The following is a 16,812-nucleotide window of genomic DNA, read 5'->3' as shown; positions in this document are numbered from 1 at the left end:
CCACGAGCCACGGGAGGTGAGGAGCATGGAGAACCCGCGCCGGGTGCAGATCCTGCGGGCGATCGTGGAGGACTATGTCCACTCGCGGGAACCGGTGGGCTCCAAGGCCCTCGTGGAGCGCCACCGGCTTCCGGTGTCCTCCGCCACCGTGCGCAACGACATGGCTGCCCTCGAGGAGGCCGGGCTGATCGTGGCTCCGCACACGAGCTCCGGGCGGATCCCCACGGACCGGGGGTACCGCGTGTTCGTGGACCAGATCGCCGCGCTGCAGCCCCTCACGGGTGCCCAGCGCCGGGCCATCCAGGTGTTCCTGGAGGGCGCCCACGACCTCGACGACGTCATGGAGCGCACCGTGCGGCTGCTCGCCCAGCTCACGCACCAGGCGGCCGTGATCCAGTACCCCGTGCGCGCCGGGATCACCGTGCGCCACGTGGAGCTCGTGGACGTGGGTGCCGGCACCGTGCTGGTCATCCTCATCCCCACGTCCGGGCGGGTGGCCCAGCGTGCGGTGGAGCTCGCCGAGCCCCTGGACCAGGTGCAGCTGCTCGAGCTGCGGGCCCGCGTGCTCGCGCGCGTTCTCGGCAGCACCCTGGAGACCGTGCCCGGCCGCGTGGCCGGACTGGCCGAGGAGCTGCCCGAGGCGCTGCGGCACGCCGGGGACCGGGTGAGCGAGGCACTGGCGGTGCTCGCGGCGGCGTCGGACGAGCACCGGCTGGTGATGGCCGGCACCGCCAACCTGGCCCGCTTCAGCGGGGACTTCCCCCAGAGCATCTCCCCGGTGCTGGAGGCGCTGGAGGAACAAGTCACCATGCTGCGGTTGTTGTCCGCCATGCAGCAGGACGAGCGCGGGGTGGCGGTGCGCATCGGCTCCGAGGAGTGCGACGACCCGCTGGCAGAAGCCTCCGTGGTGGCCACCGGCTACGGTCCGCACGCCGCCTCCAAGGTGGGCGTGGTGGGGCCCACCCGCATGGACTACCCCACCACCATGGCCGCCGTGCGCGCGGTGGCCCGCTACCTGTCCCGGAACCTCGGGGACTGACGCGCCCGCGCGCAGACCGTACGAACCACAGACCACAGACCCGACGAAAGCAGAAGCGACGACATCGTGAGCGACCACTACGAAACCCTCGGCGTGAGCCGTGACGCCAGCGCCGAAGAGATCAAGCGCGCCTACCGCAAGAAGGCCCGCTCGCTCCACCCGGACGTGAACCCCTCCCCGGAGGCCGCGGAGGAGTTCAAGCGCGTCTCTCACGCCAACGACGTCCTCTCGGACCCCGAGAAGCGCCGTGTGTACGACGCCACGGGCAACGAGAACGGCACGGACACCGGATTCGGCGGGGGCTTCCCCGGCACCGGCTTCGGCTTCTCGGACATCTTCGAGACCTTCTTCCAGGGCGCCGGCGCCGGTGGCCAGCGCGGCCCCCGCTCCCGCACCCAGCAGGGCCAGGACGCACTGATCAACGTGCGGGTCTCGCTCAAGGACGCCGTGTTCGGCGTGGAGAAGGACATCACGGTGGACACCGCCGTGGTGTGCCCCACGTGCAACGGCTCCTGCTGCCAGCCCGGCACCAGCCCCACCACGTGCAGCATGTGCCACGGCTCCGGCCACATGCAGTACCAGCGCCAGTCCATCCTGGGCATGGTGACCACGCAGGCCCCGTGCTCGCAGTGCAACGGCTTCGGCACCGTGGTGGAGCACCCGTGCCACGAGTGCTACGGCGAGGGCCGAGTGCGGGACCGCCGGCCGCTGACCGTGAAGATCCCGGCCGGCATCCAGTCCGGCAACCGGATCCGGCTGGGCGGGCAGGGCGAGGCAGGCACCGCCGGTGGCCCCAACGGGGACCTCTTCGTGGAGCTGAAGGTGGACCCGGACCCCACGTTCCACCGCGAGGGGGACGACCTCCACGCGCGGCTGCGCATCCCCATGACCGCCGCGGCCCTGGGCACCACGGTGACCCTGGAGACCTTCGACGGCACGCGCACCGTCTCGGTCGAGCCCGGGACCCAGTCCGGGGCCACGGTCACCCTGGACCACCTCGGCGTGACCCACCTGCGCGGCAAGGGCCGCGGGGACCTGCAGGTGCACTTCGAGGTGGAGACGCCCCGCAACCTCACCGGTGAGCAGCGTGAGCTGATGCAGCGTCTCGCCGAGCTGCGCGACGAGGACTCCGCGGACGGCACCACGGTGAGCACCTCCCACTCCGGCGGGTTCTTCTCCCGGCTGCGCGGCCGGTTCAACGAGCAGTGACGAACCCGGTCTTCCACGTCCCCGCCCCGGAGCTCGCCGCGGCGGCCCCGGGCGGGACCCTGGAGGTCACGGGCCCGGAGGCCCGGCACGCGGTGACCGTGCGCCGGCTGCGTGCCGGTGAGCCCCTCGACCTCGTCGACGGCAGGGGCACCCGCGCGGGCTGCATGTTCACGGCGGGGGAGCGGGACCGGATGACCGTGGCCGTGGACTCCGTCACCCGGGAGCCGGTCACCGCGCCCTCACTCACCCTCGTGCAGGCCCTCGCCAAGGGTGACCGGGACCTGCAGGCCGTCGAGTCCGCCACCGAGCTCGGGGCGGACCGCGTGGTGGCGTGGCAGGCCGAGCGCAGCATCGTGCGGCTGCGCGCGGAGCGCGCCGCCAAGACCATGGCCAAGTGGGAGGCCACCCTCGCGTCAGCCGCCAAGCAGTCCCGGCGCGCCCACTGGCCCGAGCTGGCCCCGTGGGTGGACACCGAGGGTCTCGCCGAGCTCGTGCGGGCGGAGCCGGAGACGCTGTGGCTCGTGCTGCACGAGAGCGTCGCGACCCCCTGGTCCACCGCCCACGCCGCCGCGTGGCGGGACCGCGAGCGGATCGCCGTGGTCGTGGGACCCGAGGGCGGCATCTCGGACGGTGAGCTGGCCGCGCTGCAGGAGGCCGGTGCCCGGCCGGTGCGGCTGGGCACCACGGTGATGCGCTCCTCGAGCGCCGGACCGGCGGCCCTCGCGGCGCTCAACGCCGTGCTCGGCTTCTGGGACTGACCTCACCACGGGCGAACGTGCCCGGTCCGGCCGGCCCGGGTTCCCGGGCCGCGCCTGACGGTGCCCGTCTCTCGGATCGAGGGGTCTGGTGCGCGGCCGCAGCTGAAGCCGCCGCAGGGCACCGCGGCGAGCGGGCGGCCTCGTGATCCTCGACGGGACGCGGCGCCGAACGGGCGCGCTCCCGGTGCCGCGCGCTGACGACGCCGCCCGGTCACCTCGTTCCCGCGGGCGCCGGGATCAACGCGTGACCTCGTTGGGCGAGGACACATCGACGGCCTCGTTCCCGCTGGCGCGGGGATCAGCGGCCCGAGGAGACCGTGACCTCGTGGTCGTCGGTCAGGGTGGTCCCGTGGTCGTCGGTGCCGACCACCCGGAACGTGTACTTCCCGGGGGCGAGGTCCACGGTGGTGCGCAGCTCGGTGCCCACGGTGGGATCCGTGCCCGGGCTGGCCGCCTTGACGGAGTCCCCCTTGACCCGGCGCTCGCCCGAGACGATCTCCCAGCGCACGTTGTGCACCGACGGCAGGACGCGCGCGAACACCGTGACGGGGCTGCCCGGGTCCGCGCCGGTCTGCGGGTCGACGAGCCAGATGGGCGCGGCCACCGCGGGATCGCGGGTGAGGGGGTCGTTGAGGTCCACGGAGCCGAACGCCCGGTAGCCGGTGCGCCCGTCCACCAGGATGCGGACCTCCTTGGCCGTCGAGGCGTCCAGCAGACCCGCGGTCACGGCCGCCGCCGAGACGGTGTACACCATCTGCTGCAGCGCCATCCGCGCGTCCTCTTCCGATAGCTGCGCGGCGACCGCGGCGGCGGGAAGGTCCACGGTGACCGTTCCGCTCGGGGACACGGACGTGCCCACGCTGTCCACCGCGGTCCACAGGGTGCGGTAGTCGGGATCGGACGGGGAGGAGGCCGTGACCGTGATGGCGGCGCGCGCCACCGGATCCGCCACGTCCGTGGTCTCCGGAGTGCGGAACTCGCGGAAGAGGTAGCCGGCCTGGTCCCCGGTGCCCACCCAGTACACGGGGGCCTGCTCGGTGGCCACACCGTCCACGGAGTTGTCCGTGGCCAGGGGGGCCGAGCCGATCCCAGGAGCGGCCGCAGAGTTGTTGTCCGGGCGGTCCGCGGCGTTGCCGCACGAGCACAGCCCCACGGCGAGCGAACCCGCGAGCGCCACGGTGGTGGCACGCGTGAGGGCACGGTGCAGCGTGCGGCGCGGTGCGCGGTCGGCAGTGCTCATGCGTGCTCCTTCCCCCTCGTGCTCGAGTCTCGTGCAGTGGTTCCTGGCGCGCCCCTCGTGCGCCCCGGCCCTCGCACACGCGGGCCCAGTGGTGGGCAGCCGGAGCGGCGCGGGCAGTACTTGCAGCAGTGCGGTCCCGTGGGACGCGGTGTGCGCGACCGTGCGGTGGACAGGCCAGGCACCACAACCTACCCAGTGGAAACGTGTGCTCGCCAACCCTGGGGCCCGTGCGGGACGACCGTTACCTGATTGCAACCCGACACCCCGGCCCGGCCCGGAACGGATAGGCTGGGAGGGATGACCGAACGACTCGAGGGGACCGACACCCTGACTACTGCACCCCGTGAGACCACCCGCGTGAGCGTCCACCTGCCGGACCGGGACACCGCCGTCCGCGCCCTGGGCCACGCCGACTCCACCCTGCGGCTGCTCGAGCAGCAGTTCCCGGCCGTGCGCATGACCGTGCGGGACCTCGACGTCGCGCTCGAGGGGCCGGTCGTGGACACCCGTCTGGCGGCGTCGCTGCTCGAGGAGCTGCTGGCCATGGCGCTGCGCGGCACCGAGATCACCGAGCGCACCGTGCTGCGCGTGGCCCGCATGATGCGCGATGCCCAGGACATGCGGCCCTCCGGCGCGCTGTCCTCGAGCATCCTCTCCACGCGGGGCAAGACCATCCGCCCCAAGACGGTCAACCAGAAGACCTACGTGGATGCCATCGACGAGCACACGGTGGTCTTCGGCATCGGCCCGGCGGGCACCGGCAAGACCTACCTGGCCATGGCCAAGGCCGTGCGCGCGCTGCAGGCCAAGGAGGTCAACCGGATCATCCTCACCCGTCCCGCGGTGGAGGCCGGCGAGCGGCTCGGGTTCCTGCCGGGGTCCCTCAACGACAAGATCGACCCGTACCTGCGCCCGCTCTACGACGCGCTGCACGACATGATGGACCCCGAGTCCATCCCGCGGCTCATGGAGGCGGGCAGCATCGAGGTGGCGCCCCTGGCGTACATGCGCGGACGCACCCTCAACGACGCCTTCGTGATCCTGGACGAGGCCCAGAACACCACCCCGGAGCAGATGAAGATGTTCCTCACGCGCCTGGGCTTCGGCTCCCGGATCGTGGTCACCGGGGACGTCACCCAGGTGGACCTGCCCGGGGCCACGAAGTCCGGGCTGCGCCAGGTCCAGCACGTGCTGGGCGGGATCGACGACATCGCCTTCTGCGAACTGACCGCGGCGGACGTGGTGCGCCACGAGCTCGTGGGCGAGATCGTGGCCGCGTACGACCAGTTCGACACCACCAACAGGCACCGCGTGGAGCGCTCGCGCCGCAAGGAGGACCGCCGGGCGGCCCGGGCGCCGCACGGGGCGGCGGAGCGCACGTCGGACGCCGAGGGAAGCCTCCGGTGAGCGTGGCCTTTGACCTGCCGTGGGAGGGCCCCGAGGAGCTCGTTCAGCTGCCGGACGCCTACCGCGCGGTGGACACCGAGCAGCTCTCGGCGCTCGTGGCGCTGGCCTTCGAGCGCTGGCACCTGCACCCGGACACCGAGGTGAGCATCGCCGTGGTGGACGAGGAGCGCATGGCGCAGCTGCACGAGCAGTGGCTGGACTTGCCCGGTGCCACGGACGTGATGTCCTTCCCCATGGACGAGCTGCGCGAGGGCACGCCCGAGAGGCCTTCCCTGGGGGTGCTCGGGGACGTGGTGCTCTGCCCGCCCGTGGCCGCGCGCCAGGCGGCCGCCGCCGGGCACAGCACGCAGGACGAGCTGTGCCTGCTCACCGCCCATTCCCTGCTCCACCTGCTGGGCCACGACCACGCCGAGGAGCACGAGCGCGCGCGGATGTTCGCCGCCCAGCGGGGCCTGCTGGAGGAGTTCCTGGGCCGGGACGCCCCCGTGGAGACCATGTCGTGAGCCGCACCCCGCTCCCGGCCACCCGCACCGACCGCACCACCGAGGACACCCCATGACTCAGGACCCTTCCGAGCACGCGCAGGACTTCCGGGCCGGCTTCGCCGTGTTCGTGGGCCGCCCCAACGTGGGCAAGTCCACGCTCACCAACGCGCTGGTGGGCCGCAAGGTGGCGATCACCTCCAACCGGCCGCAGACCACGCGGCACACCATCCGCGGCATCGTCCACCGCCAGGACGGGCAGCTGATCCTCGTGGACACCCCCGGGCTGCACCGCCCGCGCACCCTGCTGGGCCAGCGGCTCAACGACGTGGTCGCGGAGACCCTGGGCGAGGTGGACGTGATCGGCTTCTGCGTGCCCGCGGACCAGAAGGTAGGACCCGGTGACCGCTACATCGCGCAGCAGGTGGTGGCCGCCGTTGGACGCACCCCCGTGGTCGCGATCGTGACCAAGGCGGACCTCGTGCCGCAGGACCGGCTCATGGAGCAGTTGCTCGCGGTCAGCGAGCTCGGCCGGGAGGTCGTCTCGGCCGAGCGCGTCCAGCGTGAGGCCCGCCGACGACGCCGCGACGCCGCGTCGTCGGGGCCGTCCGCCCCCGCGCGCGACCGGGACGCGGCCGAGGAGGAGCCCGGCTGGGCGCACGTGATCCCGGTGAGCGCCGCGGACGGCTTCCAGGTGGACGAGCTCGGCGAGCTGCTGGTGTCGCTGATGCCCGTCTCACCGCCGCTGTACCCCGAGGGGGATCTCACGGATGAGCCCGAGGTGACCATGATGGGCGAGCTCATCCGCGAGGCCGCCCTGGAGGGGGTCCGTGACGAGCTGCCCCACTCGCTCGCCGTGGTGGTGGACGAGGTCTCCGAGCGCGAGGGCCGCTCCGCGCAGAACCCCATGCTGGACGTGCACGCGAGCCTCTACGTGGAGCGCCCCTCCCAGAAGGCCATCGTGATCGGCAAGCGGGGGGCTCGGCTGCGGGAGATCGGCACCCGTGCGCGGAGTCAGATCGAGGCCCTGCTCGGCACGCGCATCTACCTGGACCTGCACGTGAAGGTGGCCAAGGAGTGGCAGCGGGACCCCAAGCAGCTGTCCAAGCTCGGATTCTGAGCCGCGGCACACCGCTCCCGGGCGGTGACCGCCTCCCGCACCGCGCCACACACACCACAGGAGCCATCGGTGGATTCCAGCCCAGCCCCCCGCAGACGCCACGGCGGTGACGACCCCGCCACCCCGTGGGCCGCGCACCCCGCGCGGCGCACGGACAGCTCGGGAGAACCGTACGAGCTGCGCCAGACCGGGCGTCACCACCGGGCGCGCGTGCACCGCTCCTCCACCCGGAAGATCGCGGTGATCCTCGCGGTGCTGGCCCTGCTGAGCGTCGTGGGGCTGGGAGGCATCGCCGCACTTCGGCTCACCGGCAACCTGACCTCGAGCCCGCTGAACCTCTCGGAGGAGGGGAGCACCTCGGACGACGGTCCGCTGGACATCCTGGTGATGGGCTCGGACACCCGCCGCGGCAGCGGCAACAGCGCCTACGGCAGCGAGGACGACGCCGAGGGCCGCACGGACGTGATGATGCTCGTGCACGTGACCCAGGCGCGGGACGCCGTGACCGTGGTGTCCTTCCCCCGGGACCTGATCGTCAAGATCCCTTCCTGCACGGACCCCGGCACCGGCAAGGTGTACCCCGCCGAGACGGACATGCTCAACAGTGCGGTGGAGCGCGGCGGGCCGGGCTGCACGGTCGCCGCGATCAACGAGCTCACCGGCGTGAGCATCGACCACTTCATGCTCGCGGACTTCAACGCCGTCAAGGAGCTCTCCACCGCGGTGGGTGGCGTGCAGGTGTGCGTCAACGAGGCCGTGGACGACCCCAAGTCCGGCCTCAAGCTGCCCGCGGGGATCTCCTCGGTGGAGGGGGAGCAGGCCCTCGCGTTCCTGCGCTCCCGCGCGGCCTTCGGCAACGGCGGGGACGAGGCGAGGATCCGCTCGCAGCAGTCCTTCCTGGCCTCCCTCACCCGCAAGATCCAGGCGGACGGCACGCTCACCAACCTGCCGCAGCTCTACCGCATCGCCGAGGTCATGACCCAGAACCTGCACGTGGACCAGGGGCTGACCTCCATCCCGGAGCTCGTGAGGATCGCCAAGACGTTCAACGGCATCGACCCCGGGAGCATCGCGTTCGTCACCGCACCCACCGAGCCCTACCCCGCGGACCCCAACCGGCTGCAGCTGGACCGGGCCCCCGCGGACAAGCTGTTCGCCACCCTGCGTCGGGACGTGTCCGTGACCGGTTCCGAGGACGCCACGGGCGAGCCCTCGGCCTCGGCGGGCACCGCCTCGCCGGACGCCGCGGCACCGGGCGGCCCCGCGGCGTCGTCGCCCACCCCGAGCGCCACCGGGCCTGCGGTGGACCCGGCCCTGGTGCCGGTCACCGTGAGCAACCGATCCGACGCCGGTGGGCGGGACGCCCAGGTGGCGCGCGCGCTCGGGGGCAAGGGCTACGAGAAGGCGCGCACCGGCTCCTCCGGCCCGCAGCTGGCCGCCACGCAGATCTTCTACCACCCGGACTGGGCCCTGGCCGCCGACGACGTCGCCCGCGCCCTCAACGTCTCGCCGAGCCAGCTCGTCGCGGACTACGGGGTCACGGGCGTGCAGGTGGCGGTGGGACAGGACTTCCGCGAGGGGGACCGGATGACGCGCGAGAGGGGCCTGCCGGACGGACTCGAGGGCCAGACCGCTGAACAGTTCACCTGCCAGGCCACCGCGGACGGGTGACGCGGCGGTGGCCCGCGCCACGGATGGTACGTTGGGTCACATGCGGTCCGACATGCAGCGACTCCTGCTTACGTGCCGCAGCGGGGCCTGAGGCGATCCGACACGGCCGGCCACCCGCTGCGGAGTCTTGTGATGCCGGCTGTCTCGTCTCAGTCCGAAAGGCCCCACCCGTGAAGAACCTGCAGCGCCCCTCCGGAATGCCCGCCCACAAGTACATGCCGTACCACCAGAACTTCCCGTTCGACATGTCCGACCGCACGTGGCCGGACAAGGTGGCCACCACGGCCCCGCGCTGGTGCGCGGTGGACCTGCGCGACGGCAACCAGGCACTGATCGACCCCATGGACTCCGAACGCAAGCTGCGCATGTTCCAGCTGCTCGTGGGCATGGGGTACAAGGAGATCGAGGTCGGCTTCCCGTCCGCCTCCCAGACGGACTTCGACTTCGTGCGCACCCTCGTGGAGGGCGGGCACATTCCCGAGGACGTCTCCATCCAGGTGCTGACGCAGTCCCGGGAGCACCTGATCGAGCGCACGTACGAGGCCATCGACGGCGCCCCCAACGCGATTGTGCACCTGTACAACTCCACCTCCACCCTGCAGCGGCGCGTGGTGTTCCACCAGGACATGGACGGGATCGTGGACATCGCCCTCACCGGCGCGCGGCTGTGCCGCAAGTACGAGGAGCAGCTCAGCGGCACCGCCGTCACGTACGAGTACTCCCCGGAGTCCTACACCGGGACCGAGCTGGAGTTCGCCGCCAGGATCTGCAACGAGGTGGCCGAGACCTTCGAGATCGGCAACGGGCGGAAGATGATCGTGAACCTGCCCGCCACCGTGGAGATGGCCACCCCCAACGTGTACGCCGACTCGATCGAGTGGATGGGCCGCCACCTGTACCAGCGCGAGGACATCATCCTGTCCCTGCACCCCCACAACGACCGCGGCACGGGCGTGGCCGCCGCCGAGCTGGGATACCTGGCCGGGGCGGACCGCATCGAGGGCTGCCTGTTCGGCAACGGCGAGCGCACCGGCAACGTGGACCTGGTGACGCTGGGACTGAACCTGCTGACCCAGGGCGTGGACCCGCAGATCGACTTCTCGGACATCGAGGAGATCCGCCGCACCGTGGAGTACTGCAACCAGCTGCCCGTGCCCGAGCGCAGCCCCTACGGCGGGGACCTGGTGTTCACGGCGTTCTCCGGCTCCCACCAGGACGCCATCAAGAAGGGCTTCGAGGCCATGGAGCGCGACGCCGAGCAGCAGGGCGTGGGCGTGGACGAGCTCGAGTGGGCGGTGCCGTACCTGCCCATCGACCCCAAGGACGTGGGTCGCAGCTACGAGGCCGTGATCCGCGTGAACTCCCAGTCCGGCAAGGGGGGAGTGGCCTACCTGCTCAAGAGCGAGTACGGGATCGACCTGCCCCGCCGCGCGCAGATCGAGTTCTCCGGCGTGGTGCAGAAGTTCACGGAGACCTCCGGCTCCGAGGTGTCCGCGCAGCAGCTGTGGACCATCTTCTGCGACGAGTACCTGCCCTCCCGGGACGGCAGCGGGTCCACGTGGGGCCACTACCGGATCACGTCCATCTCCACCCACGCCGAGGACCAGGCCAACACGGTGCTGGAGATCGGCCTGGACGTGGGCGGGGAGCACAAGGAGCGCACGGCGCAGGGGACCGGCCCCATCGACGCCCTGATCAACCTGTTCAACCGGGAGGGCGTGGACGTCCGGCTGCTGGACTACACGGAGCACACCCTCTCCGCGTCCGCCAACGCGCAGGCAGCAAGCTACGTGGAGCTGGCCGTGGGCGACCGCGTGCTGTGGGGTGCGGGCATGGACTCCAACACCACCCGGGCCTCGCTGAAGGCCGTGATCTCCGCGGTGAACCGCGCGGTCCGCGACACCCAGGAGACAGCGCAGGACTGACACGATCCACCTCAGGGGCCCCCTGCTCTGTGTCCAGCCCCCTGCGTCGTGCGGAGTTCCTGCTGCCTGCCGCAGCCTCTCGGGTGGCCGGGCGCAGCGAGGGCTGCCGTCGCGCAGGCCTGTCGCGCAGGGGTGCGGAGCGGCTGGGCCGCGACGGTGCGCTCCGCCGCTCACGGGTGGGGCGCACCGTCGCGGAGGTGGCACAATGGCGCGGTGGCCCGTTCAACCTTCGCCTCGCGCAGCTACCGCGACGACGCCGTGGTGCTGCGCACCTACACCCTGGGCGAGGCAGACCGCATCGTGATCCTGCTCAGTGCCCAGCACGGGCAGGTGCGGGCCGTGGCCAAGGGTGTACGGCGCACCACGTCCCGTTTCGGGGCGCGGCTGGAGCCGTTCAACGTGGCCGAGGTGCAGCTGGTGCACGGCCGGTCGCTGGACATCGTCTCGCAGGCCATCGGCAAGCGCTCCTACGGGGAGCGGATCGTCTCGGACTACGAGCGCTTCACGGCGGCCGCCGCGATGGCCGAGACCGCCGAGAAGCTCACGGCCGACGACCACGACACCGCCGCCCAGCACTACCGTCTGCTCGTGGGCGCACTGTCTGCCACGGCCAGGGGTCTGCACCGCCCGGGTCGCATCCTGGACTCGTACCTGCTGCGCGCGGTCTCCCTGGCCGGGTGGACCCCCAGCTTCGTGGACTGCGCGCGCTGCGGGGCACCGGGCCCGCACCGGTCCTTCTCCGCGCCCCTCGGCGGCGCGGTGTGCCCGCAGTGCCGCCCCCCGGGCTCGGCCGCGCCCAGTGATGCCACGTTCGTGCTGCTGAACGGCCTGCTCCACGGGGACTGGCCCACGATCGACGCCGCCGATCCCCGCACCGCGCGCGACGCCGCCGGTCTCGTGGCGTCCTACGTCCAGTGGCACATGGAGCGCACGGTGCGGGCGCTGGCCCTCGTGGACCGCGGGGACGGCTGAGCGGTTCCGGTGCGCGCCCTCGTGTGTGCGGTCAGGTCCTAGGGTGGGGGAGTACCGGACGCCCGTCGAGAGGACCCCCTCGTGAACCGCTTCACCCCGCCGCCCCCGCACCCCAGTGGTGAGACGGCCCCCGTGCTGGACCCCGCGCTCCTGCCCCGGCACGTGGCTCTCGTGATGGACGGCAACGGCCGGTGGGCCAATGAGCGGGGACTGCCCCGGACCGAGGGTCACCGCGCGGGCGAGCGGGCCCTCATGGACGTGGTGGCCGGGGCCATCGACCTCGGGATCCCGTACGTGTCCGCGTATGCGTTCTCCACGGAGAACTGGAAGCGCTCCCCCTCGGAGGTGGCGTTCCTCATGAACTTCACCGGGGACGTCATGGCCCGCCAGCTGCTCACCTTCCAGGAGTGGGGGATCCGGATCCGGTGGGCGGGGCGGCGCCCCCGGCTGTGGGGCTCGGTGATCAAGCGCCTCGAGACGGCTGAGCGGGAGACCCAGGACAACACCGTGCTCACGCTGACCATGTGCGTGAACTACGGGGGCCGGGCGGAGATCGCGGACGCCGCCGCGGCCATGGCCCTGGACGCCCGGGAGGGGCGGCTGAAACCGGGGTCCATCACGGAGGACACCGTGCAGCAGTACCTGGACGAACCCACGCTGCCGGACGTGGACATGTTCCTGCGGTCCTCGGGGGAGCAGCGGCTGTCCAACTTCATGTTGTGGCAGTCCGCATATGCGGAACTGGTGTTCCTGGATGTGCTATGGCCGGACATGGACCGCCGGGTGCTGTGGCAGGCCGTACAGGACTACGTGGAGCGGGACCGCCGGTACGGGGGAGCGGTGGACCGCCCCGCGGGGCCCGACGCCACGTAGCGGTTTGCGGCTATCAAGATGCCAACTCTCGGCTGAATGTTCAATCACTGCATTCAATGTTCAATGACGAGTTGAAAAGATGGCCGACGGTACGCGAGTCAGATTGGTGAGGCCCGTGCCGCCCGAACCCACCCGGCACTCCGAGTCAACCCGGCGCCCGTGTGGAAAACTGGCCCCATGCGCCTGTACCCCGCCTTCTTCAAGGCCGCCTTCTCCTGGATGGACCCCGAGCTCGCCCACACCCTGGGCTTCGCCGGCATCAAGCTGGCCCACCGCACCGGTCTGGGCCGTGTGCTCTCCCGCGTGACGGCTCCGGATGAGGGGGCGGAAGTCAACGTGATGGGTCTCACGTTCCCCTCGCCCTTCGGTCTGGCCGCGGGATTCGACAAGGGGGCCACCGGGACCCACGCCCTCACCCAGCTGGGCTTCGGGCACGTGGAGATCGGCACGGTCACGGGCCAGGCCCAGCCCGGCAATCCTCGCCCCCGGCTGTTCCGGCTCGTGCGGGACCGTGCGGTGATCAACCGCATGGGCTTCAACAACGACGGCGCCGAGGCCGTCGCGCCGCGCGTGGCGGCCGCCCTGCAGACCCTCGCCCAGGAGTCGATCCGCACCGGGCGGCGTCGACCCGTGGTGGGCGTGAACATCGGCAAGACCAAGGCGGTGGGACTCGAGGATGCCGCGGCCGACTACGTGCGCAGCACCCGGGTGCTCGCCCCCTACGCCGACTACCTCGTGGTCAACGTGTCCTCCCCCAACACGCCCGGGCTGCGTCAGCTGCAGGAGCTCGACGCCCTACGGCCGCTGCTGCTCGCCGTGCGGGCCGAGGCGGACCGGGTCACCGGCCGACGGGTCCCGCTGCTCGTGAAGATTGCCCCCGACCTCGCCGACGAGGACGTCACAGCCGTGGCGGACCTGGCTCTGGAGCTCGGGCTGGACGGCATCGTGGCCACGAACACCACGATCGCGCGGGAGGGCCTGGGCCTGCGCACCAACCACGACGACGTGGCGGCGTGCGGTGCCGGCGGGCTCTCGGGGGCGCCGTTGCGGCGTCGTTCGCTCGAGGTGCTCCGGCTGCTGAAGGAGCACGCGGGGGAGCAGCTCGTGCTCGTGTCCGTGGGAGGGGTGACCACCGCCCGGGACGTGATGGAGCGCCTGGACGCCGGGGCGTCCCTGGTGCAGGGGTACACCGCATTCCTGTACGAGGGTCCGTTCTGGGCCGGGCGCATCAACCGCGGTCTGCGCCGGGCCGCGCGCGAGGGCCGCTGACGGATCCGGTCGTCGTCGATCCCGCCGGTCCCCGGACGGAGCGGCAGCGGGCAGGTGTGCGCGGGCGGCACCGTGTCCTGCACCGGGCACCGGAGCTGCTCAGCGGACACGGACGAGGGCCCGCACCGCTGACAGCGGTGCGGGCCCTCGTGACGTCGACGGGAAGCGGAGCGCTACTCGGGACGCTCGCCGCGCCGGACCTGCGGCTTGGGCAGGCGCAGCCTGCGGATGGTGAAGGCGCGCATGGCCGCGTACCAGCGCGTGCCGCGCTGGACGGAGCCGAACTTGCGCTGCATCACCGAGTGCATTCGGGTGGTCATGATGATCGCGTCGATCACGCAGAGCCCGATGTACCCGTAGACCACCCAGATCAGGGTCATGGCCACGGACTGCACGGGCAGGAAGAGCAGCAGGAAGACCAGCACCAGGAAGATCAGCACGTACTCGCCGATGTTGAAGCGCGAATCCACCCAGTCCCGCGCGAAGCGGCGCTGGGGGCCGGCGTCACGGGGGCCGAGGTAGCGCTCGTCCCCGGCCGCCATACCCGCCTGGGCCTGCGCGCGGCGCTCACGCTCCGCCTGGCGCGACTCGATCTTGGCGGCCTTGCGGTCCTCGGGGACGAGGGGCCTGCGGCGTGCGGCCTCCTGCTCCTTGCGGGTGGGAGTGGGGCGGCCCTTCCCGGCCCGCGCCGAGGGGGCCGCGGGCGCCGCGGTCCCGGTCGAGGCGCTCACGGCGGTGGATCCCGTGGATTCATCTGACTTCTTGCGTCCAAACACCCGCCCAGCCTAACGGAGTCCCGGTGTGCCGCTGTCCGTGTGTCCGGGCGGCGCACACGGAGCGCCGCTAGGCTGTCGGCATGAGCACAGACTTCACACGCCCCAGTTCCGAGACGGTCGAGGCGCTGCGCGTCAGCGTTCAGAACTCGCGGAGCACGCTGCTGGCCGAGCTCGGTGAGCTCGTGGCCATCCCGGGCATCGCCTGGGACTCCTTCGACGCCGCCGATCTGGACCGCAGCGCGCAGGCCGTGGCCGAGCTGCTGCGCGGGCTGCCGTTCGACTCCGTGGACGTGCTGCGGGTGCCGTCCGCGGACGACTCCGGGCACCCCGCGGTGGTGGCCCGCAAGGCGGCCGCCCCCGGACACCCGACGATCCTGCTGTACGCCCACCACGACGTCCAGCCCCCGGGCAAGCGAGAGCTGTGGGACACCGAGCCCTTCGAGGCCGTGGAGAAGGACGGCCGGCTGTGGGGGCGCGGCGCCGCCGACGACAAGGCCGGCGTGATGGCCCACGTGGGCGCCCTGCGGGCCTTCTTCGCGCAGCACGGCAGCGAGCCCGGCCTGGGCGTCACCGTGTTCGTCGAGGGCGAGGAGGAGGCCGGCTCGCCCGGGTTCGAGGCGTTCCTGGCGGCCCACCGGGACAAGCTGGCCGCGGACGTGATCGTGATCGCGGACTCCGCCAACTGGGAGGTGGGCGTACCGGCACTGACCACGAGCCTGCGCGGCGTCGTGGGCGGCGTCGTCGAGCTCAGCGTGCTGGACCACGCGGTGCACTCCGGCATGTTCGGCGGCCCCGTCCTGGACGCGCCCACGCTGCTGGCCCGCCTGATCGCCACGCTGCACGACGACGACGGCGCCGTGGCCGTGGCCGGGCTGCTGAGCGAGGACGCCACGGACGTGGACTACGACGAGGCCCGCTTCCGCGCGGACGCGGGCGTGCTCGACGGCGTGCAGCTCGCGGGCCGCGGTTCGCTGGCCTCACGCCTGTGGACCCAGCCGGCCCTGTCGGTCACGGGCATCGACGTCACGGACGTGGACCACGCGTCCAACACCATCGCGGCGTCGGCCCGCGCGAAGCTGAGCCTGCGCATCGCCCCCGGGCAGGACCCCCGGGAGGCCGCCGACGCGCTGCGCCGGCACGTGCTCGAGCACGCGCCCCTGGGGGCGCACGTGAGCATCGAGATCGAGGAGGCCGGCCCGTCCTTCCGTGCGGACCACGACGCCGTCAGCTCCAGGATCGCGCTGTGGGCCTTCGAGCAGGCGTGGGGACGACCCGCCGTCACCTCGGGACTCGGAGGCTCCATCCCGTTCACGGCCACCCTCACCGAGGCGTACCCCGACGCCGAGATCCTCATCACCGGCATCGAGGACCCGGACACCCGGGCCCACAGCGCCAACGAATCCCTGCACATCGAGGACTTCCTGCACGCGGTCACCGCCGAGGCCCTCGTGCTGAGCGCCCTCGCCGAGCAGGGCACGCGCGGGACGGAATGATTTCCCGCGCCCCCGCGTTCCACCGTGGAGAAGGGCCGACCCCGATCTGAGTGGTGCGACCACGCGTCGCACGGAAAGTGAGCACCATGAGCGTCACCACCGAGAACGAGACCATCCAGGACCTCCCCGCCCACGAGGTCCTGCTCACCGACAACGCCGCCCAGAAGGTGCGCGACCTGCTCGAGCAGGAGGGTCGCACGGACCTGCGGCTGCGCGTGGCCGTGCAGCCCGGCGGCTGCTCGGGCCTGATCTACCAGCTCTACTTCGACGAGCGCGTCCTGAACGGGGACCACGTCCGGGACTTCGGCGGCGTGGAGGTGATCGTGGACAAGATGAGCGTCCCGTACCTCAGCGGCTCCACCGTGGACTTCGAGGACACCATCTCCAAGCAGGGGTTCTCGATCGACAACCCCAACGCGCAGGGCTCGTGCGCGTGCGGCGACTCGTTCCACTGAGCCGAGTCACCGGCACCCGGGAGAGGGGTGCGCGGGGTCCCACGGGGCCCTGCGCACCCCTCTCGCGCTGTCCGCGGGCGACTGCTCCCCGGGGCTCGGCACCCGGGGCGTGACGGCCCACAC

The 16,812-nt window shown here is 72.1% G+C and carries 15 protein-coding genes; 13 read left to right on the top strand and 2 right to left on the bottom strand.

All coding sequences use genetic code 11. From position 1 onward, the window contains the following. Positions 1-25: 25 nt before the first annotated feature. The 3 genes from hrcA to DNL27_RS07080 all read left to right on the top strand — a co-directional run bounded on the left by hrcA (position 26) and on the right by DNL27_RS07080 (position 3,006). Positions 26-1,039 (top strand): heat-inducible transcriptional repressor HrcA, encoded by a 1,014-nt coding sequence (hrcA, locus tag DNL27_RS07090; RefSeq protein ID WP_112235120.1) that lies wholly within the window; start codon positions 26-28, stop codon positions 1,037-1,039. 66 nt (positions 1,040-1,105) lie between these two features. Continuing rightward, on the top strand, positions 1,106-2,248 hold the full coding sequence (gene dnaJ / locus DNL27_RS07085) for a molecular chaperone DnaJ (protein ID WP_112235119.1): 1,143 nt from the start codon (positions 1,106-1,108) through the stop codon (positions 2,246-2,248). After that, positions 2,245-3,006, top strand: coding sequence for a 16S rRNA (uracil(1498)-N(3))-methyltransferase (locus tag DNL27_RS07080; protein ID WP_112235118.1), 762 nt, complete (start codon positions 2,245-2,247; stop codon positions 3,004-3,006). Before dnaJ ends, DNL27_RS07080 begins: the two co-directional genes overlap by 4 nt. A gap of 298 nt (positions 3,007-3,304) precedes the next feature. Here DNL27_RS07080 and DNL27_RS07075 read toward each other — a convergent pair whose 3' ends face one another. Then, a complete protein-coding gene (locus DNL27_RS07075) occupies positions 3,305-4,246 on the bottom strand; it encodes a GerMN domain-containing protein (protein ID WP_105590517.1) in 942 nt (313 codons plus the stop codon). Between the two features lie 297 nt (positions 4,247-4,543). Here DNL27_RS07075 and DNL27_RS07070 point away from each other — a divergent pair, with 297 nt between their 5' ends. The 8 genes from DNL27_RS07070 to DNL27_RS07035 all read left to right on the top strand — a co-directional run bounded on the left by DNL27_RS07070 (position 4,544) and on the right by DNL27_RS07035 (position 13,965). Next, positions 4,544-5,653 carry a PhoH family protein gene (locus DNL27_RS07070; RefSeq protein WP_112235117.1) on the top strand — a complete coding sequence of 370 codons (1,110 nt, stop codon included), beginning with the start codon at positions 4,544-4,546 and terminating at the stop codon, positions 5,651-5,653. Next, positions 5,650-6,156, top strand: a complete 507-nt coding sequence (ybeY, locus tag DNL27_RS07065; RefSeq protein WP_112235116.1) for an rRNA maturation RNase YbeY — start codon at positions 5,650-5,652, stop codon at positions 6,154-6,156. Before DNL27_RS07070 ends, ybeY begins: the two co-directional genes overlap by 4 nt. Before the next feature lie 52 nt (positions 6,157-6,208). Next, entirely contained in the window at positions 6,209-7,255 is a 1,047-nt protein-coding gene (locus DNL27_RS07060) for a GTPase Era (RefSeq protein WP_058954698.1), read from the top strand. Positions 7,256-7,324: 69 nt separating this feature from the next. Further along, the gene (locus tag DNL27_RS07055; protein WP_112235115.1) at positions 7,325-8,926 is read left to right on the top strand and encodes an LCP family protein; all 1,602 of its coding nucleotides are present in this window, start codon (positions 7,325-7,327) and stop codon (positions 8,924-8,926) included. 170 nt (positions 8,927-9,096) lie between these two features. Further along, the gene (gene leuA / locus DNL27_RS07050; RefSeq protein ID WP_112235114.1) at positions 9,097-10,851 is read left to right on the top strand and encodes a 2-isopropylmalate synthase; all 1,755 of its coding nucleotides are present in this window, start codon (positions 9,097-9,099) and stop codon (positions 10,849-10,851) included. A 213-nt stretch (positions 10,852-11,064) separates the two neighbouring features. Beyond that, positions 11,065-11,823, top strand: a complete 759-nt coding sequence (gene recO, locus DNL27_RS07045) for a DNA repair protein RecO (protein WP_112235113.1) — start codon at positions 11,065-11,067, stop codon at positions 11,821-11,823. 81 nt (positions 11,824-11,904) lie between these two features. Next, entirely contained in the window at positions 11,905-12,696 is a 792-nt protein-coding gene (locus tag DNL27_RS07040; protein ID WP_112235112.1) for an isoprenyl transferase, read from the top strand. 177 nt (positions 12,697-12,873) lie between these two features. After that, positions 12,874-13,965, top strand: a complete 1,092-nt coding sequence (locus DNL27_RS07035; protein ID WP_012398358.1) for a quinone-dependent dihydroorotate dehydrogenase — start codon at positions 12,874-12,876, stop codon at positions 13,963-13,965. Between the two features lie 173 nt (positions 13,966-14,138). Here the strand turns inward: DNL27_RS07035 and DNL27_RS07030 are convergent, their stop codons facing one another. Beyond that, positions 14,139-14,696 (bottom strand): DUF3043 domain-containing protein, encoded by a 558-nt coding sequence (locus DNL27_RS07030; protein WP_050738047.1) that lies wholly within the window; start codon positions 14,694-14,696, stop codon positions 14,139-14,141. Between the two features lie 125 nt (positions 14,697-14,821). Here DNL27_RS07030 and DNL27_RS07025 point away from each other — a divergent pair, with 125 nt between their 5' ends. Beyond that, entirely contained in the window at positions 14,822-16,234 is a 1,413-nt protein-coding gene (locus DNL27_RS07025; RefSeq protein WP_012398356.1) for a dipeptidase, read from the top strand. 86 nt (positions 16,235-16,320) lie between these two features. Further along, positions 16,321-16,689 (top strand): iron-sulfur cluster assembly accessory protein, encoded by a 369-nt coding sequence (locus DNL27_RS07020; RefSeq protein WP_112235111.1) that lies wholly within the window; start codon positions 16,321-16,323, stop codon positions 16,687-16,689. Positions 16,690-16,812 lie beyond the last annotated feature (123 nt).

It is taken from the genome of Kocuria sp. BT304 (assembly GCF_003290245.1).
GTDB classification, from domain to species: Bacteria; Actinomycetota; Actinomycetes; order Actinomycetales; family Micrococcaceae; genus Kocuria; species Kocuria rhizophila_A.
Note: the sequence above shows the minus strand (reverse complement) of the source record. Positions and strands in the feature narration are given on the sequence as shown.